Source organism: Ruminococcus sp. Marseille-P6503 (assembly GCF_900604945.1).
Classification (GTDB): domain Bacteria; phylum Bacillota; class Clostridia; order Oscillospirales; family Ruminococcaceae; genus FB2012.
Genome location: NZ_UWPB01000001.1, coordinates 862,547 through 878,935, shown reverse-complemented (window position 1 = coordinate 878,935; position 16,389 = coordinate 862,547). Strand labels below are relative to the sequence as shown.

At 40.2% G+C, this 16,389-nt stretch carries 15 protein-coding genes; 4 read left to right on the top strand and 11 right to left on the bottom strand.

The window, feature by feature from the left end:
- Nucleotides 1-39 precede the first annotated feature (39 nt).
- Together EIH25_RS04085 and EIH25_RS04080 are read left to right on the top strand one after the other, a co-directional pair.
- The gene (locus tag EIH25_RS04085) at nt 40-474 is read left to right on the top strand and encodes an NUDIX domain-containing protein (protein ID WP_164489148.1); all 435 of its coding nucleotides are present in this window, start codon (nt 40-42) and stop codon (nt 472-474) included.
- Nucleotides 475-1,104: 630 nt separating this feature from the next.
- Nucleotides 1,105-3,405, top strand: a complete 2,301-nt coding sequence (locus tag EIH25_RS04080; RefSeq protein ID WP_164489147.1) for a GGDEF domain-containing protein — start codon at nt 1,105-1,107, stop codon at nt 3,403-3,405.
- Nucleotides 3,406-3,419: 14 nt separating this feature from the next.
- Here EIH25_RS04080 and EIH25_RS04075 read toward each other — a convergent pair whose 3' ends face one another.
- The 9 genes from EIH25_RS04075 to EIH25_RS04035 all read right to left on the bottom strand — a co-directional run bounded on the left by EIH25_RS04075 (nt 3,420) and on the right by EIH25_RS04035 (nt 12,390).
- Nucleotides 3,420-4,397 (bottom strand): tyrosine-type recombinase/integrase, encoded by a 978-nt coding sequence (locus EIH25_RS04075; protein ID WP_124098816.1) that lies wholly within the window; start codon nt 4,395-4,397, stop codon nt 3,420-3,422.
- 142 nt (nt 4,398-4,539) lie between these two features.
- Entirely contained in the window at nt 4,540-6,930 is a 2,391-nt protein-coding gene (locus EIH25_RS04070) for an endonuclease MutS2 (protein WP_124098814.1), read from the bottom strand.
- Nucleotides 6,931-6,941: 11 nt separating this feature from the next.
- Nucleotides 6,942-7,694 carry a DNA repair protein RecO gene (recO, locus tag EIH25_RS04065; RefSeq protein WP_124098812.1) on the bottom strand — a complete coding sequence of 251 codons (753 nt, stop codon included), beginning with the start codon at nt 7,692-7,694 and terminating at the stop codon, nt 6,942-6,944.
- Nucleotides 7,695-7,857: 163 nt separating this feature from the next.
- Nucleotides 7,858-8,757 carry a GTPase Era gene (gene era / locus EIH25_RS04060; RefSeq protein WP_124098810.1) on the bottom strand — a complete coding sequence of 300 codons (900 nt, stop codon included), beginning with the start codon at nt 8,755-8,757 and terminating at the stop codon, nt 7,858-7,860.
- A gap of 4 nt (nt 8,758-8,761) precedes the next feature.
- Nucleotides 8,762-9,259 (bottom strand): diacylglycerol kinase family protein, encoded by a 498-nt coding sequence (locus EIH25_RS04055; RefSeq protein WP_124098808.1) that lies wholly within the window; start codon nt 9,257-9,259, stop codon nt 8,762-8,764.
- A complete protein-coding gene (ybeY, locus tag EIH25_RS04050) occupies nt 9,243-9,758 on the bottom strand; it encodes an rRNA maturation RNase YbeY (RefSeq protein ID WP_124098806.1) in 516 nt (171 codons plus the stop codon). The genes EIH25_RS04055 and ybeY overlap by 17 nt, the downstream gene beginning before the upstream one ends.
- Nucleotides 9,727-10,725, bottom strand: coding sequence for a PhoH family protein (locus EIH25_RS04045; RefSeq protein WP_124098804.1), 999 nt, complete (start codon nt 10,723-10,725; stop codon nt 9,727-9,729). The genes ybeY and EIH25_RS04045 overlap by 32 nt, the downstream gene beginning before the upstream one ends.
- A 124-nt stretch (nt 10,726-10,849) precedes the next feature.
- Entirely contained in the window at nt 10,850-12,037 is a 1,188-nt protein-coding gene (locus tag EIH25_RS04040) for a sporulation protein YqfD (protein WP_206425682.1), read from the bottom strand.
- Between the two features lie 65 nt (nt 12,038-12,102).
- Entirely contained in the window at nt 12,103-12,390 is a 288-nt protein-coding gene (locus EIH25_RS04035; RefSeq protein WP_243113082.1) for a YabP/YqfC family sporulation protein, read from the bottom strand.
- A 102-nt stretch (nt 12,391-12,492) separates the two neighbouring features.
- Here EIH25_RS04035 and EIH25_RS04030 point away from each other — a divergent pair, with 102 nt between their 5' ends.
- Together EIH25_RS04030 and EIH25_RS04025 are read left to right on the top strand one after the other, a co-directional pair.
- Nucleotides 12,493-13,554, top strand: a complete 1,062-nt coding sequence (locus tag EIH25_RS04030; RefSeq protein ID WP_124098800.1) for a nucleoside recognition protein — start codon at nt 12,493-12,495, stop codon at nt 13,552-13,554.
- Nucleotides 13,555-13,622: 68 nt separating this feature from the next.
- Complete coding sequence (locus tag EIH25_RS04025; protein WP_124098798.1) at nt 13,623-13,838, top strand: hypothetical protein; 216 nt, start codon at nt 13,623-13,625, stop codon at nt 13,836-13,838.
- A gap of 180 nt (nt 13,839-14,018) precedes the next feature.
- Here EIH25_RS04025 and metA read toward each other — a convergent pair whose 3' ends face one another.
- On the bottom strand, nt 14,019-14,945 hold the full coding sequence (gene metA, locus EIH25_RS04020; RefSeq protein ID WP_124098796.1) for a homoserine O-succinyltransferase: 927 nt from the start codon (nt 14,943-14,945) through the stop codon (nt 14,019-14,021).
- 201 nt (nt 14,946-15,146) lie between these two features.
- Nucleotides 15,147-16,370 carry a U32 family peptidase gene (locus EIH25_RS04015; protein ID WP_206425681.1) on the bottom strand — a complete coding sequence of 408 codons (1,224 nt, stop codon included), beginning with the start codon at nt 16,368-16,370 and terminating at the stop codon, nt 15,147-15,149.
- Nucleotides 16,371-16,389 lie beyond the last annotated feature (19 nt).

The window sequence follows — 16,389 nt, the reverse complement described above, 5'->3', positions numbered from 1 at the left end:
AGGAAAATAAATAAAAAATGTTAAATGGAGGAGAATTATATGTTGAGAGATATTGGTGTAGGAGTGGCTGTCTTAGTAAAAAATAAGGAAGGAGAAGTGTTGTTACTTAAGAGAAAAAATAAGTTAGGTAATGGATGTTGGAGTACTCCAGGCGGTCATTTAGAAAAGAATGAGTCTATTGTTCACTGTGCTATGCGTGAATGTCAAGAAGAAATAGGTATTAAAATAAATGAATTTACCTTTTTAGGTGTGACAAATGATATTCATCAAGATGAGGAAACACATTATATTTCTATATGGATGATGGCAATTATCGATAAAGAATCTTTTATTATCCCAGAGGAGAGGGAAGTAGCAGATTATGGTTGGTATAATATAGATGAATTTTCCGAACAATTATTTTTGCCATTTAAAGAGCTATTAAGCAATAAATATTTAACAACAGGGGTTACTTATTCCCCTGATGCTGACTAAGTAGATGTCATTAAAAAGTAACATTTTCATTAAAAGCGAGGATTAGTTCCTTACATATGTTTTAGAGACATTATTAAATTGTCTGTTTAGCTAAATGGTATGATAGAAAAACAATGACACTTGATATGAAAGCACATGAAGTTGGAGAATTTTACTATATGCTTATTCCATTGTTATTCTTTCATTTTGGCTACAGGACAAAAATATTAGTCAAGAAAGTTGAAAGCTACGTTAAAAGGATTGAAGCATTATTTGGGGATAAAAGGACGTTAAACTCTATGGTGCTTTTCTTGTTAGTTGATTCTGAAATTTAAAAGCGTTGATTAAGAAATACTTATACTAGATTATTGGGGCAATTTCATATGGAAATTAATAGAGGATGATTAGTTTAAGGAAAATTGTAGGTCTTGCTTTAGATAAGTTTCCACACACGGACGAAATAACGAAATGGCAGTTGATAAGTTTCCGCATACCAGGAGGAACGGTAGACGTACTTCCTGTTTTCTCTTGCCGTTTGGAGACAGTAGTACTGCTTTCCCGTCAACAACAAAATCACATAATAAAATAACAAATAAGCAAACCCTTGTAAAACATACGCACCGGAAACAGATTACGCCAAAGGAGAATTCTATGATAGAAGAAAAGCTGCGGAAAAGACTGCGAAGATCCATAATTACTGTTCTTTGCATTATTGTTGTGCTGCTTATATGCAGCGGACTTTTCTCCGCTTATATGCACAGCGTAAGAAATAATTCGGTAAAAGAGCAGGTGATCTTAGAGGCTGAGGAATATAAAACAAGAATTATCAAACAGCTTGAGGCAGATTTTCAAACTCTTTCCACGATTTCTGCCTTTATTGACAGCAGCTATGCCAACGATAAAAAGCTTCTGGCAGAACATTTGGATAAGTCTAATCAGAGTAATACTTTTCTGACTATCGTATTTTATGACCTCAGCGGAAACGGAGTAATATCTACTTTAGGACAGCAGCCTGTAGTCAACGCATCGCTGTCGGAACTGTCATCTGAAGGGCAGAGGGTCATAAAGCTGGCGATGGAGGGTACCACTTCGGTTTCACAGTTGTTTGAAAGCTTGTTTTCAGATAGCAGTGTTTTTGTTTACAGTATGCCGATCTATGACGGCGATGAAATTATAGGGGCGCTGGGAGCCAGCGATCATATTGAGATTTTTTCCGATATTTTATCCGGCAACACCGTTTTAGGCGGCGGTGGATATATACATATGCTTAACGCTGACGGTAATTTTCTGATCCGTTCTTCAAAAATGATTGTACAGGAGAAAATTTCTTCTATTTTTGACGGACCTTATATTTCTGAAGACTCAAAAAGTCAGGTAACGCAAGCCTTACAGAATCAGGAAAGGATCTTTTCCAGTTTTTCTTACGAGGGAGAGTCATATCCGTTTCTGCTGGAGCCTGTCGGAATCAATGGATGGTATCTGTTCTGTGTAAATACAGGGGAAGGATTGAGCGCTAATTTATCTGCCTCCGCGATGGTGACGCAGGTCACATTTGTCGTTGTGCTGATTCTGGTCATTTTTCTTATGCTGTACGGTTACCGGCTTCTGCGCAATTATAATCGGGATATGATGAGTCTGGCTTATTATGATTCTCTTACGGGAGCTGAAAACCTGTCACGTTTTCGTCAAAGACTTAACGAATCACTGGGTAATTCCGGCGGAAGTGTTGCTGCGGTAAGTATTCGTCAGTTTCCTTTTATCAATGAGATATTCGGAAAGGAAAGAGCTAATAAGCTGCTGTGCCAGATAAAAGAAATAACAGAGCGTCATTTAAATAACGACGAGTTTTTCTGCCATGATACCTCTGACAGATTTTATATTTTTTTCAGGGAAACTGAAGCCGAAGTTGTGCGTAACCGCCTGAATTCTTTGATCAGTGAATTTGAACGCAGCGCCGAGATCAGTAAGACAAATTATCAGCTGGCATTTTACTGCGGAGTGGTGGATTCTCCTAAATGTTCTGATCCTGAAGAAACTGCCGACTGCCTTATGACTCATGTGCAGTTTGCGCTGGATCGGGCAAAGGGCGCTCATTCAAGCAAAATCTGGTTTTTTGATTCCGAGCTTCACATAAAGGAAGAATTGGAGAACTATATAGAAAGCCATATGCATCAGGCGCTTAAAGACGGGGAGTTCAAGCTTTTCTTACAGCCTAAAAAGGATCTTCACAGCGGTATGCTAAGCGGTGCGGAGGCTTTAGTCCGCTGGAAAACAAACGACGGCAGAATGATTTTTCCCGATCAGTTTATTCCACTTTTTGAGCGGAACGGCTTTTGCGCAAAGCTGGACACATATATGCTGGAGCAGGTATGCAAACAGATTGATTCGTGGATAAAAACAGGAATTGAGCCTATACCGATTTCAGTAAACCAGTCAAAGCTTATGTTTTTTGAATCGGACTATGTTGGTACGTTGATCGCTCTGATCAATAAATATAATATACCCGCTCAGCTTATTACTCTGGAAATTCTGGAAGGACTGGCGCTGAATAATATTGAGGAGATAAATGCCAAAATACTTCAGCTTCAGGGAGAAGGTTTCCGTATTTCACTTGATGATTTCGGCAGCGGTTTCTCATCTCTTAACACTCTCGGAAAGCTGAAGATAGACGAACTGAAATTAGACAGGGATTTTCTGCTGAACGCGTCCGATCAGGAGCAGAAACGCGTCAGACTGATTATGCAGCAGACGATACTCATGGCAGGTCAGCTTGGTATTTCAACCGTCGCCGAGGGTGTTGAAACTCCGGAGAATGAAGCGCTCATATGTGAGCTCGGCTGCGACATCGGTCAGGGATATCTTTACAGCAGACCTATAAGCGCAGCTGATTTTGATAAAAGGTATATGAAAAGAGCTGACAGCAGGGATCTGAATACTGTCAGCGAAGGATAACTGAAGTAGCTTTTTTACTTTTTGTTCTTTTTGAGCTGTTCGGCAATCGGATTGTTTTCTGCGGCTTTTCGCAGATTATCGTCAGCCAGATGCGTGTATATTTCAGTAGTAGCTATGCTTTTATGTCCTAAAATATCCCGCAGCACCAATGTATCCACATTGCCGTGCTGATACATTATCGTTGCAGCCGTATGACGCAGCTTGTGCGTAGTTATTCCCAGATTGCCGAGTCCTGAGCGTTTCAGGTTTTCCTCAACTATCTGCTGAACACGGCGTTTGGAAATTCTTGTCTTATTAGCGGACAAAAACATAGCGTTGCAGTCCACATCAGGACGAACTTCCAAATAATTATCCAGCGCTTCAATGCAAGGATCGTTCAGAAACACTATCCGCTCCTTGCTGCCTTTTCCGAATAATCTTAACGAACGGTTATCTTTGCTGAAATCGTTGAGATTAAGACCTACCAGCTCGCTCAGACGCATTCCACAGTTCAGGAACAAAAGTATGATACAAAAATCACGCTCCTGAAATTTAGAATCAACATTCCGCAGCAAGGACAAGCTTTCTTCAAGAGAAAGATATTTGGGCAGCTTGTTTTTCACTCTGGGAAGCTCCAGATCTGTCAGGGGATTTTCGTCTATAAGCTTTGCTTTTTTGTGCAGGTAAATATAGAATTGCTTTAAGGCGGAGGTTTTTCTGGCTCTGGTGGCAGTTGAATTATTCCGGTCGTCTTTGAGAAATCTTAAATATTGATATGCGTCGTTCAGCGTAAATTTTTTAACTAGGCTCAACGGCACGTCAGCGATCTTTATATCATGCCAATCTGTATTTGAAGACGCTAAGTTATTCTTAAATTTCAGATACCTCAAAAAAGTTCTTAAATCGATATAATAAGCCTCTTCGGTTCTGTCAGCGCGATCCTTTACGATTTTAAGATTGATCAGAAAGCCTTCAAGGTAATCCGGGCAATCTTCCATGTATTCCTTTTTCATTTGTTTACGCTCCTTGTTATATAAATTGCAGTTCCCTGATTCACTAAATTTTTATTTAGTGCAACTTAGTGTTGATATCAGTATATCACTTCTCTGTAAAAAAGTCAAGCAAAAAAGCGGCAGATTTTATTTTCTGCCGCTTTTATTTCAGTTCTACAACTGTAACTCCGTCCTCTCCCTCTCCGTAAACGCCTTTTCGTGACGACTTTACATGAGGATGATGCTTCAAGTGATTTCGTACTGCATTTTTCAGTACGCCGGTTCCTTTTCCATGTATGATAGTAACTATATTTATTCCCGACATAACCGCGTTGTCAAGAAAATCATCAAGCTCATATAAACCGTCGTCTGCCGCATAGCCTCTGATGTCAAGCTCAGTCTGAACCTTCCTCGTCATTCGGTTTTCTACGCCGGTCGCGGAAACGTATGACTTAGGCTTCCGCTGCTTATTGCTCCTTGTATTCGTCTTTTCTATCAGCCTGAGCTTTGACGAATCGATCTTTGTTTTCATTACTCCTACCTGAACAAAGCACATTCCCTTGCTGTCAGGCACAGAAACAAGTATTCCCTTTCTGTTTGTGTCGGCTATTAATACATTATCGCCCTTTTTCAGAGGTCTTGGCAAAACGTAATTATCATTTATTCCTTCTGATATGGGATTAGCCTCCAGATACAGCTTATTCATTGTTGATTTCTGAAGCTTTCTTGCGTCAATAACCTTATCAGAAAAGCCTGATTTTTCCTTTTCTTTTTTTATTTTTTCTAACTCGTCAATAAGTTTCTGCGACTGTCGCTGAACGCTGTTTACTATATCCGCAGAGGTTTTTCTGGCTTTTTCAAGCTCCTCCTCCTTTTCGCTGTACAAACGCTGCCGTTCTTCAATAAGCTGAAGCCTAAGCTCCTCACATTCCTTTTTGTATTTTTCCGCCTCTCTATTGTTTTCTTCAAGACTAATTCGGGTTTTTTCAAGGCTGTCTATTATTTCTTCAAATTTTCTGTTTTCCGAAGTAATTAGCGATTCGGCATATTTGATTATTTCTTCAGGCATTCCAAGACGCGACGATATGGCAAAAGCGTTTGATTTGCCCGGTGCGCCGATAATAAGTCTGTAGGTAGGCTTGAGGGTTTCAACATTAAATTCGCACGACGCATTTTCAACGTCAGGAGCGTCAAGGGCATACATTTTAAGCTCCTGATAATGCGTGGTGGTTATGGTCGTTGAACCCCGAGCCTTAAGCTTTTCTATTACAGCTACGGCTAAAGCGGCGCCTTCTACAGGATCAGTTCCCGAGCCCAGCTCGTCCAGCAGTATCAGGCTTCTGTGATCGGCTTTGTTCAGTATCTCAATCACTCTGTTCATATGAGAGGAAAAGGTAGAAAGGCTTTGCTCTATCGACTGCTGATCCCCTATATCGACCAGTATATTCTTATAAATCGAGATTCTGCTTCCGTCCGACGCCGGAATTAAAAGTCCGCACATTGTCATAAGTGTAAGAAGTCCTGCCGTTTTCAGTACGACAGTCTTTCCTCCCGTATTCGGACCGGTAATTATCAGTGTGTTATACTCTCCGCCTATTGAAAAGTTTATAGGCACAACATCGTCAGCATTGATAAGCGGATGGCGGGCTTTATTGAGAACGATTATATTTTCATCGTTCAGTTCAGGCGCGCACGCTTTCATTTTAGCGGCAAGATTTGCCTTTGCAAAGTAAAGATTGAGTTCGACAGACGAATTGTATCCGGAAGAAAGCTGCTCCTTGATCTGAGCGCATTCAGATGATAGCTCAGAAAGAATTCTGTGAATCTCATCCTGTTCTCTGCCCTTCAGGATTCTGATATCGTTATTCGCTTCAACAACGGACATCGGCTCAATAAACAGCGTCGAGCCGGTTGAGGACGTATCATGAACAAGACCGTTGATTTGTCCTTTATGCTCGCTTTTGACCGGAAGAACAAATCTTCCGTCACGAATCGTAACTATAGCGTCCTGTAGATATTTATTTACACTAGACGATTTTATCATCTTATCAAGAGTTTCTCTGATCTTGATTCCTGAGTTGGCAATTTTTCTTCTTATTGACGCCAGTTCAGGGCTTGCGTCGTCTGCCAAAGTATTTTCGTCAATAATCGCCTCTTCGAGTTTGCTTTCCAGATACTTATTGGGAAAAAGCTCTTCAAAGAGATAATCAAGCATATTATCATGATTCTCTATATTTTTATACCAGTCGGAAAGCATATTTATCTGCCGCAGCACCCGCTTGATATCCAGAAGCTCTTTAATAGACAGAACCGCTCCGAAATCAGCACGTTTAAGCGCGGCGGAAATATCTTTTATATCGGAAAATACAGGCGTGCCGAATTTCACCGATAAATCGAGAGCGCATACCGTCTTATTTACTTCGCGCCGCACTGTGAAAAGATCGTCCGACGGAACAATATTCCGCGCCATTTGTCTGGTTTTATCGTTGGAGCATTCGTTTGAAAGCATTTCCAGTATCTTATGTAGCTCCAGCGTTTCGTAATATTTATTCAAGGTTTCACCGCCTAAATTATTTTGTAAAATCGTAATGTTTCAAAATCGTTTGTAAAATAATAGCCTGTAAATTTTTCAGTAAAATCAGCAAGCTTTTTCAAATAAGCGTCGCTCAGCTTGAAATTGAAAAGCTTGCTGTAGTCAGTAAGCGCAATATATCTGACGATATAAAGCAAGGTTCTGTCAAGCCTGTAATCAAAAATACTGTCGGGATTACGGCAGCATTTTTCACACTCAAGCAAACCGGTCTTGAAATTAAAATGCATGATATCGCTTTCGTAGGCATAGCAATGGTTGCAGCCAACAAGATAAGGTCTGAACCCAAGCTCGCAAAGCAGTCTGAATTCAAATACCGACTTTAACAGATCCGGTTCTCTGGTTCCCTGATCCAGAAAATATAATGAATTGAGCGTAAGCTTTAAAACCTCGCTGCAATCGGAATTTTCAATTCTCGAATAGCAAAGCAGGTCAGCAAAATAGCTTGCCAGCGCGGTTTTCTTGACATCAAGCCTGATTCTGTAAAAAATATTGACCGGCTCAGCACTGTTCAGATAATAGTTTACACGGCCGCGGGAGTCTTTTTTTTCATCGGCGCAAAATACGGAATATGAAAACACCTGAGTAGCGGACGATGATTTAAGACTTTTCATTCCGCTCCTCACAAAAATATCAATAACTCCGTATTCCGCGCACAGGACCGTTATTGATTTGCTGGATTCACCGCGGCTCGCTTCCCGAATCACAAGTCCTTTAAAGGTCTTCATCTATCCTTCCCTCTTCGGAATTTTTATAATTTAGGTAATCTTCAATTTTACCGCTTCTAAAAAATTTTTCCCATAGATTCATTTTTAACAGCTCCCTTTTATCGAAACTGTTTATATTGTTTGCATACAGCAAAAGAGTTATAAACGGAAATTTTTTCAGAATTTACGACAAACCGAAATTCCTTATGACGCCTTCCCTGTTTCTCCAGCCTTCTTTAACCTTTATCCAGCACTGAAGATTTACTTTTATCTGGAAAAACTTCTCTAGCTCCGTTCTGGCTTCACCGCCGATTTTTTTTAGCATTGAGCCGTTTTTTCCGATAATGATCCGCTTATGCGATTCCTTCTCACAGTAGATAACAGCTGAAATATCCAAAATAGCCTCGCCATTTTTGCTGTCGCGTTCGCTGAGGCTTTCAATCGTTACGGCGATCCCGTGCGGTATTTCCTCATTAAGATTATTAAGCGCCTTTTCGCGGATTATTTCCGCCATTATAACCTTTTCAGGCTGGTCCGTAAGCATATCATCAGGAAAATAATGCGGTCCCTCAACGGCAAGCGCGTCCACGGCAGAAATAATAATATCTATTCCGTCGTTCTCAATAACGCTTACAGGTATTATTTCTTCAAAATTGTATAGCTCGGAATACTCCTTGATCTTTTGCATCACAGAGGACTTGTCCGGCAATAAGTCTATCTTATTCAGAACGAGAATGACCTTGCTTTTACGGCTGACGCCTGAAATAAGCTCCCGTTCGCTCTGAGAGATCGGCTTTGTGCAGTCGGCTACCAGCAGTACAATGTCAACATCGGCGACGGAATCGCTGACAGCCTTCATCATATGCTCCGACAGCTTGTTTTTAGCTCTGTGCATACCGGGAGTGTCCATAAAAACGTACTGCATATCTCCTCTGGTCACTACTCCGGTTATTTTAGTCCTTGTAGTTTGAGGCTTTGCACTGACCGCTGCGATCTTCTCACCTACCAAAGCGTTAAGCAGAGATGATTTGCCGGCGTTAGGTCTTCCGGCAATTGTAACAAAAGCGTTTTTTGTATTACTCATAATTCTATTTCCTTATCTTTTTTACATTCTTTTTATCGGTTTTAACTAAGAAAATAAATACAAACCAAATAACAGCCGAAATTATCAAACCGATCAAAGCTATAATATTACCTGAAAAAAATCTGAATATCCTGTCAAAAGCTTTTAAATCCCAGAAAAATACTATTCCGATTGCAGCGGCAGATAAAGTCAGACATAAAACGGCTCCGGCAGCGGCGTCCTTAGCTTTTTTGGCAAGAGGGTGATATTGGGGCGAAAGCAGATCCACGCAGCGCTCGACAGACGTATTTAACAGCTCAAAGCCGATAACTAAGCCGATAGTAAGAAAAATCACTGCTTTTTCGCATTTTTCAAACTCATAGAAGTTCATGAACAATATAACGTAAAAAGCAGCGCAGAAATGAAACCTGAGATTTCTCTCTGATTTTACGGAAGCGATTATACCGCTGAAAGCATAAACAAAGCCTTTTGCAAAACGTTTTAAATTATTTTTTATATTCATGCTCGTCTACTACAAAGCTCTGATCACGTGATATTCCCAGAACCGAAAGAATACTTTCTTCCTTTTCCCGCATCAAACGTTCCTGAAGCGCCCCTTCTTCATGATCGTATCCCAGAAGATGAAGCATGGAATGTACCGTAAGAAAACCGATTTCACGTTCTATTGAATGTCCGTATATTTCAGCCTGTTTATAAGCGGTTTCAACGGATATTACTATATCGCCCAGCAGATAAGCGTTTGTTTCATTATCCTTGTCGTATAGCCCGTCATTACCTAGCGGAAAAGAAAGCACGTCCGTTGAACGGTCGATATTTCTGAAATCTCTGTTAAGACGGTGTATTTCATCGTCGTCAACGAAAGAAACGCTTATTTCATAATCCTCGTTCATTCCTTCGCTCACAAGAACGGCATGACAGCATTTTCTGATCAAAAGGCGAATACCGACGGGAATTTTAAAAACATTCTGATTATTTGTTATTAAAACTTTGACCTTTCCCATGATTTAATGCATTTCCTCTCTCGTAATATTTTTCATAGGCTTTTATAATGTCCTGAACAAGCTTATGCCTTACCACGTCTTTTTCAGTAAAACGATTTATAGATATATCGTCAACAGATTTCAAAACCCGCGTCGCTTCAATAAGTCCCGAACGTTTTGAATCGGGCAGATCTATCTGGGTAACGTCGCCGGTGATTACAATTTTAGAGTTAAAGCCAAGACGGGTGAGAAACATTTTCATCTGCTCGGGAGTGGTATTCTGAGCCTCGTCAAGGATAATAAAAGAATCGTCAAGCGTGCGTCCTCTCATATATGCAAGCGGAGCCACTTCGATACATCCTCTCTCCTGCTGTTTTGCAAAGGTTTCGGGTCCCAGCATTTCAAATAAAGCGTCATACAGCGGTCTTAAATAGGGATCGACTTTATTCTGAAGATCGCCCGGAAGAAAACCCAGCTTTTCTCCGGCTTCAACCGCAGGTCTGGTAAGGATTATTTTATTGACTTCATGCGCTCTGAAGGCCTTTACCGCCATTGCAACGGCAAGATATGTCTTTCCAGTTCCTGCCGGACCTACTCCGAGCACAATAGTTTTAGTTTTTATAGCGTCAACATATTTTTTCTGTCCGAGCGTTTTGGGCTTGACTATCCTTCCGTTCATGGTGACGCATATTCCGTCGTCTGTCAGATTCTGAATCTCGTTCTGAGCGCCTTCCTTAACCAGAGAAAAGACATATCTGATGTTCTGTTCATTAATATTTTCACCATTGTTGGCAAGAGTTATAAGAGCTTCTATAGCTTTGGAGGCTGAATATACATTTTCTTCCTCGCCGGTAATTTTTATATCGCTTCCGCGGCTGAGTATAACCACGTTATACTGCCGCTGGATAAGATTGATATTTTCATCATAGTTTCCGAACAGATTTAAAACTACTTCCATTCTGTCAACATTTATGGTTTTATCTATCATTAAAAAAATTCGGTCCTTCCGTAGACATTTATAAAAGCCTTAGCAATAATTTCATTCCCTAATTAGTATATCACATTTATGTTTAAAATGCAATGAGTTAAAAGATGTTTTTAATATAATATCGTTATTTATTTATGAAGAATTCAACCTCCTGGCTTATGTCCCCGTACAAAGTGTATTCAACTGTCAGCTCCACGCCGTTTTCATCGGTCTTTTCGCTTCTTTTTACATCCTTTATTTCATATTCCTTCAGAAAGTTATTTTCATACCTTTCCGCCTGCTCGTAGGCAAGCTTAAGCGCTTCGTCCTCGGTATATACTGTGTTCTGCCGGGTAATTTTATAAAGCTGTGTATGAGTTATACCGACCGGCAATTCAAAGCCGAATATTGAAAACATATTGCTGCTTGAGCTTTCGCTGTATCTTCCCTCCTCCTTGGAAATAAAAAGAGGAATAGCAGCGTCAAATATTTTAAGATAATTTTTGTTTACCGCCGTATCGTCGATTACTTCCTCAGTGGCTTCAAAGGGCTGGCAAAAGGTCTGTGTAACTGAAAATGTACCGTATATCTTCCCAAGCGATCTGGCGTATTTCTGTGATACATTCTTTATTTCCTTTCCGTCCTCGTAGTGAATTTTTTCCGTTATAACTGTTCCGCTTACAAGTATATCGCCTTTTCTGACTCCGCTTCCTACTGTCGTTACCAGCTGACCGTCGTATACCTCTATTTTATCGATCACAGCGTCATATTTTGCGACCAGATTGCATGGCATTCTTATCTTTCTTGCTTCAGGCTTGTCAACATTCTCAACAACGTCAATAATCAAGGTAGATCCGTCGCAGGTTATTCCAGCCCATGAAATACCGTCTACCTTCTGCTTCAGCTCTCTTTCGATCACAGTGCAGTTTATAGACGGTATAAAGCAGCCGGCGGTAATTCCGTTTTCATGCAAAACGGCGGTAATGTCTTTTTTTATAGCTTCGTCCTCGCATAAAATCTCCAGATTAAGCATTAAATTGGAAGCTATAAACGAGATAACTAAAACCGTAAGTCCTCCGAGCACAAGCCCCTTTCTGCTTATAAGCTTTTTCAGAACAAAAAACAAGCCTTTCCGCCTTGTAATTTTGTATTCATAGGAAAGCTTATCAAGCTCTTCTTCCATAATGCTTTTGCACCATACGGAAGTTTCAAGATAAAGCACGCCTTTTATTTCGGTAATGCTTTTGCAGGGGATGTTTTCCTCCATGATATATTTATACAGCCTTTCATAGCTGTCTCCGATTATCTCATAGCTTAAGATTCCAAGGCTCATTATTATGACCATGCTCCGTCTGAGGGAGCACGCCTCCTTTCGGTATTGTATAGGTTTAAAGTATTTTAAACTTCCCTTTCCTTCAGCCTTCTGGAAGTCAGCGCTACCGATTCAACAATTCCGGTCACCTCTACTGAATCTGTACAGTAATTGCTTAATGAAAGTCCGCGGCCCCATATTTCAACCTGAAAGCTTCCCGTTGCCACACGCGCGAGCACCTCGTTACATTCAAGTATCTGCTTGCAGTTTTCTATTATAACCTTTTTATTATCGAGAATATTTATGTATGAGTTCAGGCACATGAATTCCTTTGCTTTTCCTGTAAATTTTATGTTTGGCGCTTTTCTTTTCACAAATATCACTCCGTTTTCTTTTTATACAATTATATTGTACGATACCCGGACATATACTTAAATGAAAAAGAAAACAGGAATTGCAAGGAGGAAATAAGCCTTATGATTTTAAAATCCCAAACCGCCAAACCGTATCTTCTAAGCGCCGCGGCAATTTTTTACTGCACAGCTTTAATCGTCAATGCAAAAGCCGTATCTGAGGGAATAACTGACTCGGTAATCAGATGCATAAATATAATTATCCCTTCGCTTTTTGCTTTTATGGCTGTTTCAGGTATAATAATAAAAAGCGGGCTTTACTATTATATTTCAAAGCCTTTTCATTTTATCAGCAAGTATGTGCTCAGACTTCCTGATAATCTGTTCTTCATATTTATTTTAGGCAACGTCTGCGGATATCCGATAGGAATAAAGCTGCTGTCACAAATGGTCAGTGAAAATAAAATTTCAGCCAAAAGCGCTGAGATCATGAGCTGTTACTGTTATGCAGGAGGTCCGGCGTTTCTGACCGGAGCGGTAGGCTTATCGGTATTCGGAAGCCAAAAGGTCGGACTGCTTATATTTGTTTCAGTTTTAATTTGCAATATACTTATGGCTGTAATTTTAAACAGAATTTACAGGATCAGCGGAGATAATACCGGAGAACATTTGAATCTTAATTCTGAAATCATTATAAATTCAGCTGTAGACGCGGGAAAATCGCTTTTTGTAATGTGCATTCTGATAGTTCTGTTTTCTACTGTTATGTCCGTTATGGAAAGCTTTAGAGTGTTTGATTTTATAGCCGGTAAATTCAATCTGTCAAATAACGGTTTAGTTTCAATAAAGAGCTTTTTTGAAATTTCATCTATAACCCGGCTTACCGGAGCTCCCTACAGATTTCTCCCCTTTATAACCTCACTGTGCGGCTTCGGCGGTCTATGCGTTATGCTTCAAATCACAGCCGTTAATTCAAATATGTTTTCGCTTAAAAAGTTTTTTATTACCAGACCTATATTTTTTGTAATTCAATATATTGTAAGTTCAGCAATATTCAAGCTGTTTAGTTTCCAATACATTCCGGCTTTTTCGCAAAACGCTCAAATAATCGTCGATTTTAACAATTTTGTTCCGTCAATTTGCTTAATAATGATGATTTTTCTATTAGTTTTAAGAAAAGACTAGCATTTTCAAAAGAACTGTGATATAATATAAAAGTAAATAAACAATTACTTTAAAGGAGCTGCATATATATGGCTAAGAAGAAAAACTATTTTGGTAATGAAATTCAGCCTTCCTGTTCATACTGTCTTTTCGGCAACCGTTCCAAGGAGGGCAACAAGGTTCTTTGTGAAAAGCAGGGACTTGTTGACGCTGACTACAACTGCAAAAAATGGGTATACGATCCTATAAAGCGTGTTCCTAAAAAGCAGCTCAGTATTCCTAATCAGGAGGACGACATAATCTGATACATAAACCTTAAGCTTGAATCCGTCGCTTTGATCTGCGTACAATTTTTCAGAAAAACGGATGTGGCTTTCGTTTGCGTATAACAGTCATTAGATATGTCAGATATGCTGGCTGAAAACTGAATTGATATAAAAAATAAAACCGCGTGAAGCACAATAACAGCTTCGCGCGGTTTTATTCTAATCTTTTATAGGAGTCAGATCCTCCAAATTATACGGAGTTTTCTGATATACGCAGTAATTAAGCCAGTTTGCATACATCAAATTCGCGGAACAGCTCCAATTGAATATAGGGGTAAGAGCCGGATTATTGTCAGGAAAATAATTATAAGGAATTTCTATATCAACACCCTTTTCAACATCTCTGAAATATTCCTTTGCCAGAGTGTCGCGGTCATATTCCCAATGCCCCAGAAGATAAAACTGTCTTTCGGATCTATCGGAAATAACATGGATACCCGCTTCGTAAGACTCGGCAACAATAACAAGATCGGATACCTTTTCGACATCTTCCCGTCTTATTTCGGTATGGCGTGAGTGAGGACAATGAAATACGTCTCCAAAGCCTTTTAGCAGCAGACTCTGGGGATAGTCTATATGATGCTTGAAGTTTCCGAACATTTTACAGCTGAGAGGATACTTTGGTATGCCGTAATGATAATAAAGAGCCGCCTGAGCGCCCCAGCAGATATGAATTGTAGAATATACGTTGGTTTTAGACCATTCAAAAACCTCGCAAAGCTCGTTCCAATAATCTACATCATTGTATTCCATCTGTTCTACAGGCGCTCCGGTGATTATCAGTCCGTCGTATCTGTTATCTCTTACCTCGTCAAAGGATTTATAAAACGCAAGCATATGCTCCTGCGGAGTATTTTTTGAGATATGATTCATTTGCACCAAATCAATGTCCACATGAAGCGGAGTATTGCTTAAAAGCCTCAGCAGCTGTGTTTCAGTAACGATTTTATCAGGCATAAGATTTACGATAGCGATCTTCAGCGCGCGTATATCCTGATGGTCAGCGCGGTCGTTAGGTATTACAAATATTCTTTCAGCTTCCAGCGTAGAAAAAGCCGGAAGATTATCCGGTATTTTTATCGGCATTTTATGTTCCACCTTTAATTACAATCTAAATATTTTTATTATACCACACAATACATTAAATTTCAAGCATATCTGACTTTATTCAGAAATTATTTGAAGCTTAAAACAGCTAATCATAATAGCTATGTTTTGCAATACAAAGAGCGAAAGCAAAAAGCGCTTTCGCTCTTAATAATTAAGCTGTGAAGTCAAGCCTGCCAGTTATTTTTTCATTCTTATAATCGAATTCTTAGGAAAATCCATCGAACACGGTATCGAAAGCTTCATCATAGCGTGATTAGCAGTTTCAACTTCTTCGTCATACTCATTATAGACGGTTTCCGCTTTTATTTCTGTCGGTTTGCAGCCGGGAGATAAAATCTCAAGCACATCGCCCTTGTTGAATTTGTTTCTTTGCTGTGCATATATCCTGCCGTTTCTGCACTCCTCAATAACTGCAACAACATCATAATCCCGTATATAGCCGCTGTTTTCATAATACTGACAGTCTTTAGGGTGCCCGAAGAAAAAGCCCGTACAGTAAGCTCTGTGGCTTACCTTGAAAACTTCGTCATGGATCCATTGGGGAAGGCTGAAGTTCGCAGGATTCTGTTTGTAAATATCCATTGCCATTCTGTAAGCGTTGGTTACAACAGAAACGTAATAAGACGACTTGGCCCGTCCCTCAATTTTAAAGCTGTCTACTCCTGCCTGAGCCAGCTTATCAATATGGTCGATCATACAAAGATCCTTGGCATTCAGTATATATGTGCCCTTTTCATCTTCAAATACAGGATAAAATTCGTTGGGACGTTTTTCCTCCATCAGATGATACCCCCACCGGCACGGCTGAGCACATTCGCCGCGGTTCGCGTCACGGTTTATGAGGTATTGCGAAAGCAGGCACCTTCCGGAAAAGCTTACGCACATCGCTCCGTGTACAAAGACTTCTATTTCTAAAGCTTTCGGAGTTTTCGCTCTTATTTCCGCAATTTCTTCAAGCGACAGCTCCCGGGCAAGCACTACCCTTTTCGCTCCCATATTGTAAAATTCATTGGCAGTAACGTAGTTTACAATACCGGCTTGCGTGGAAACATGAACTTCCATATCGGGAGTGTATTTTTTTATGAGTGAGAAAACTCCTATATCATTGGCTATCAATGCGTCTACCCCTGCCTCTGCCGCTTCTCTGGCAAACCTTTCAAAGTGAGCGATCTCATAATTATGAGGCAGGGTATTACAGGTCAGATATATGCGTTTCCCTCTGCTGTGAACCTCATCAGCAGCCTTTTTCAGTGTTTCAAAATCAAAGTTTGCCGAAGCCGCTCTCATTCCGAACATTTTTCCGCCCAGATAAACGGCGTCTGCTCCGAAATCCAGCGCGGCGTACAGCCTCTCCATATCGCCTACAGGAGAAAGTATTTCCAGCAATCCGGAATCAGACATTAAAAAACAAATCCTTTCG

Coding starts and splice junctions, on each gene's coding strand:
- EIH25_RS04085 (WP_164489148.1), top strand. CDS start 40: ATGTTGAGAGATATTGGTGTAGGAGTGGCTGTCTTAGTAAAAAATAAG.
- EIH25_RS04080 (WP_164489147.1), top strand. CDS start 1,105: ATGATAGAAGAAAAGCTGCGGAAAAGACTGCGAAGATCCATAATTACT.
- EIH25_RS04075 (WP_124098816.1), bottom strand. CDS start 4,397: ATGAAAAAGGAATACATGGAAGATTGCCCGGATTACCTTGAAGGCTTT.
- recO (WP_124098812.1), bottom strand. CDS start 7,694: ATGAAGACCTTTAAAGGACTTGTGATTCGGGAAGCGAGCCGCGGTGAA.
- era (WP_124098810.1), bottom strand. CDS start 8,757: ATGAGTAATACAAAAAACGCTTTTGTTACAATTGCCGGAAGACCTAAC.
- EIH25_RS04055 (WP_124098808.1), bottom strand. CDS start 9,259: ATGAATATAAAAAATAATTTAAAACGTTTTGCAAAAGGCTTTGTTTAT.
- ybeY (WP_124098806.1), bottom strand. CDS start 9,758: ATGGGAAAGGTCAAAGTTTTAATAACAAATAATCAGAATGTTTTTAAA.
- EIH25_RS04045 (WP_124098804.1), bottom strand. CDS start 10,725: ATGATAGATAAAACCATAAATGTTGACAGAATGGAAGTAGTTTTAAAT.
- EIH25_RS04040 (WP_206425682.1), bottom strand. CDS start 12,037: ATGAGCCTTGGAATCTTAAGCTATGAGATAATCGGAGACAGCTATGAA.
- EIH25_RS04030 (WP_124098800.1), top strand. CDS start 12,493: ATGATTTTAAAATCCCAAACCGCCAAACCGTATCTTCTAAGCGCCGCG.
- EIH25_RS04025 (WP_124098798.1), top strand. CDS start 13,623: ATGGCTAAGAAGAAAAACTATTTTGGTAATGAAATTCAGCCTTCCTGT.
- metA (WP_124098796.1), bottom strand. CDS start 14,945: ATGCCGATAAAAATACCGGATAATCTTCCGGCTTTTTCTACGCTGGAA.
- EIH25_RS04015 (WP_206425681.1), bottom strand. CDS start 16,370: ATGTCTGATTCCGGATTGCTGGAAATACTTTCTCCTGTAGGCGATATG.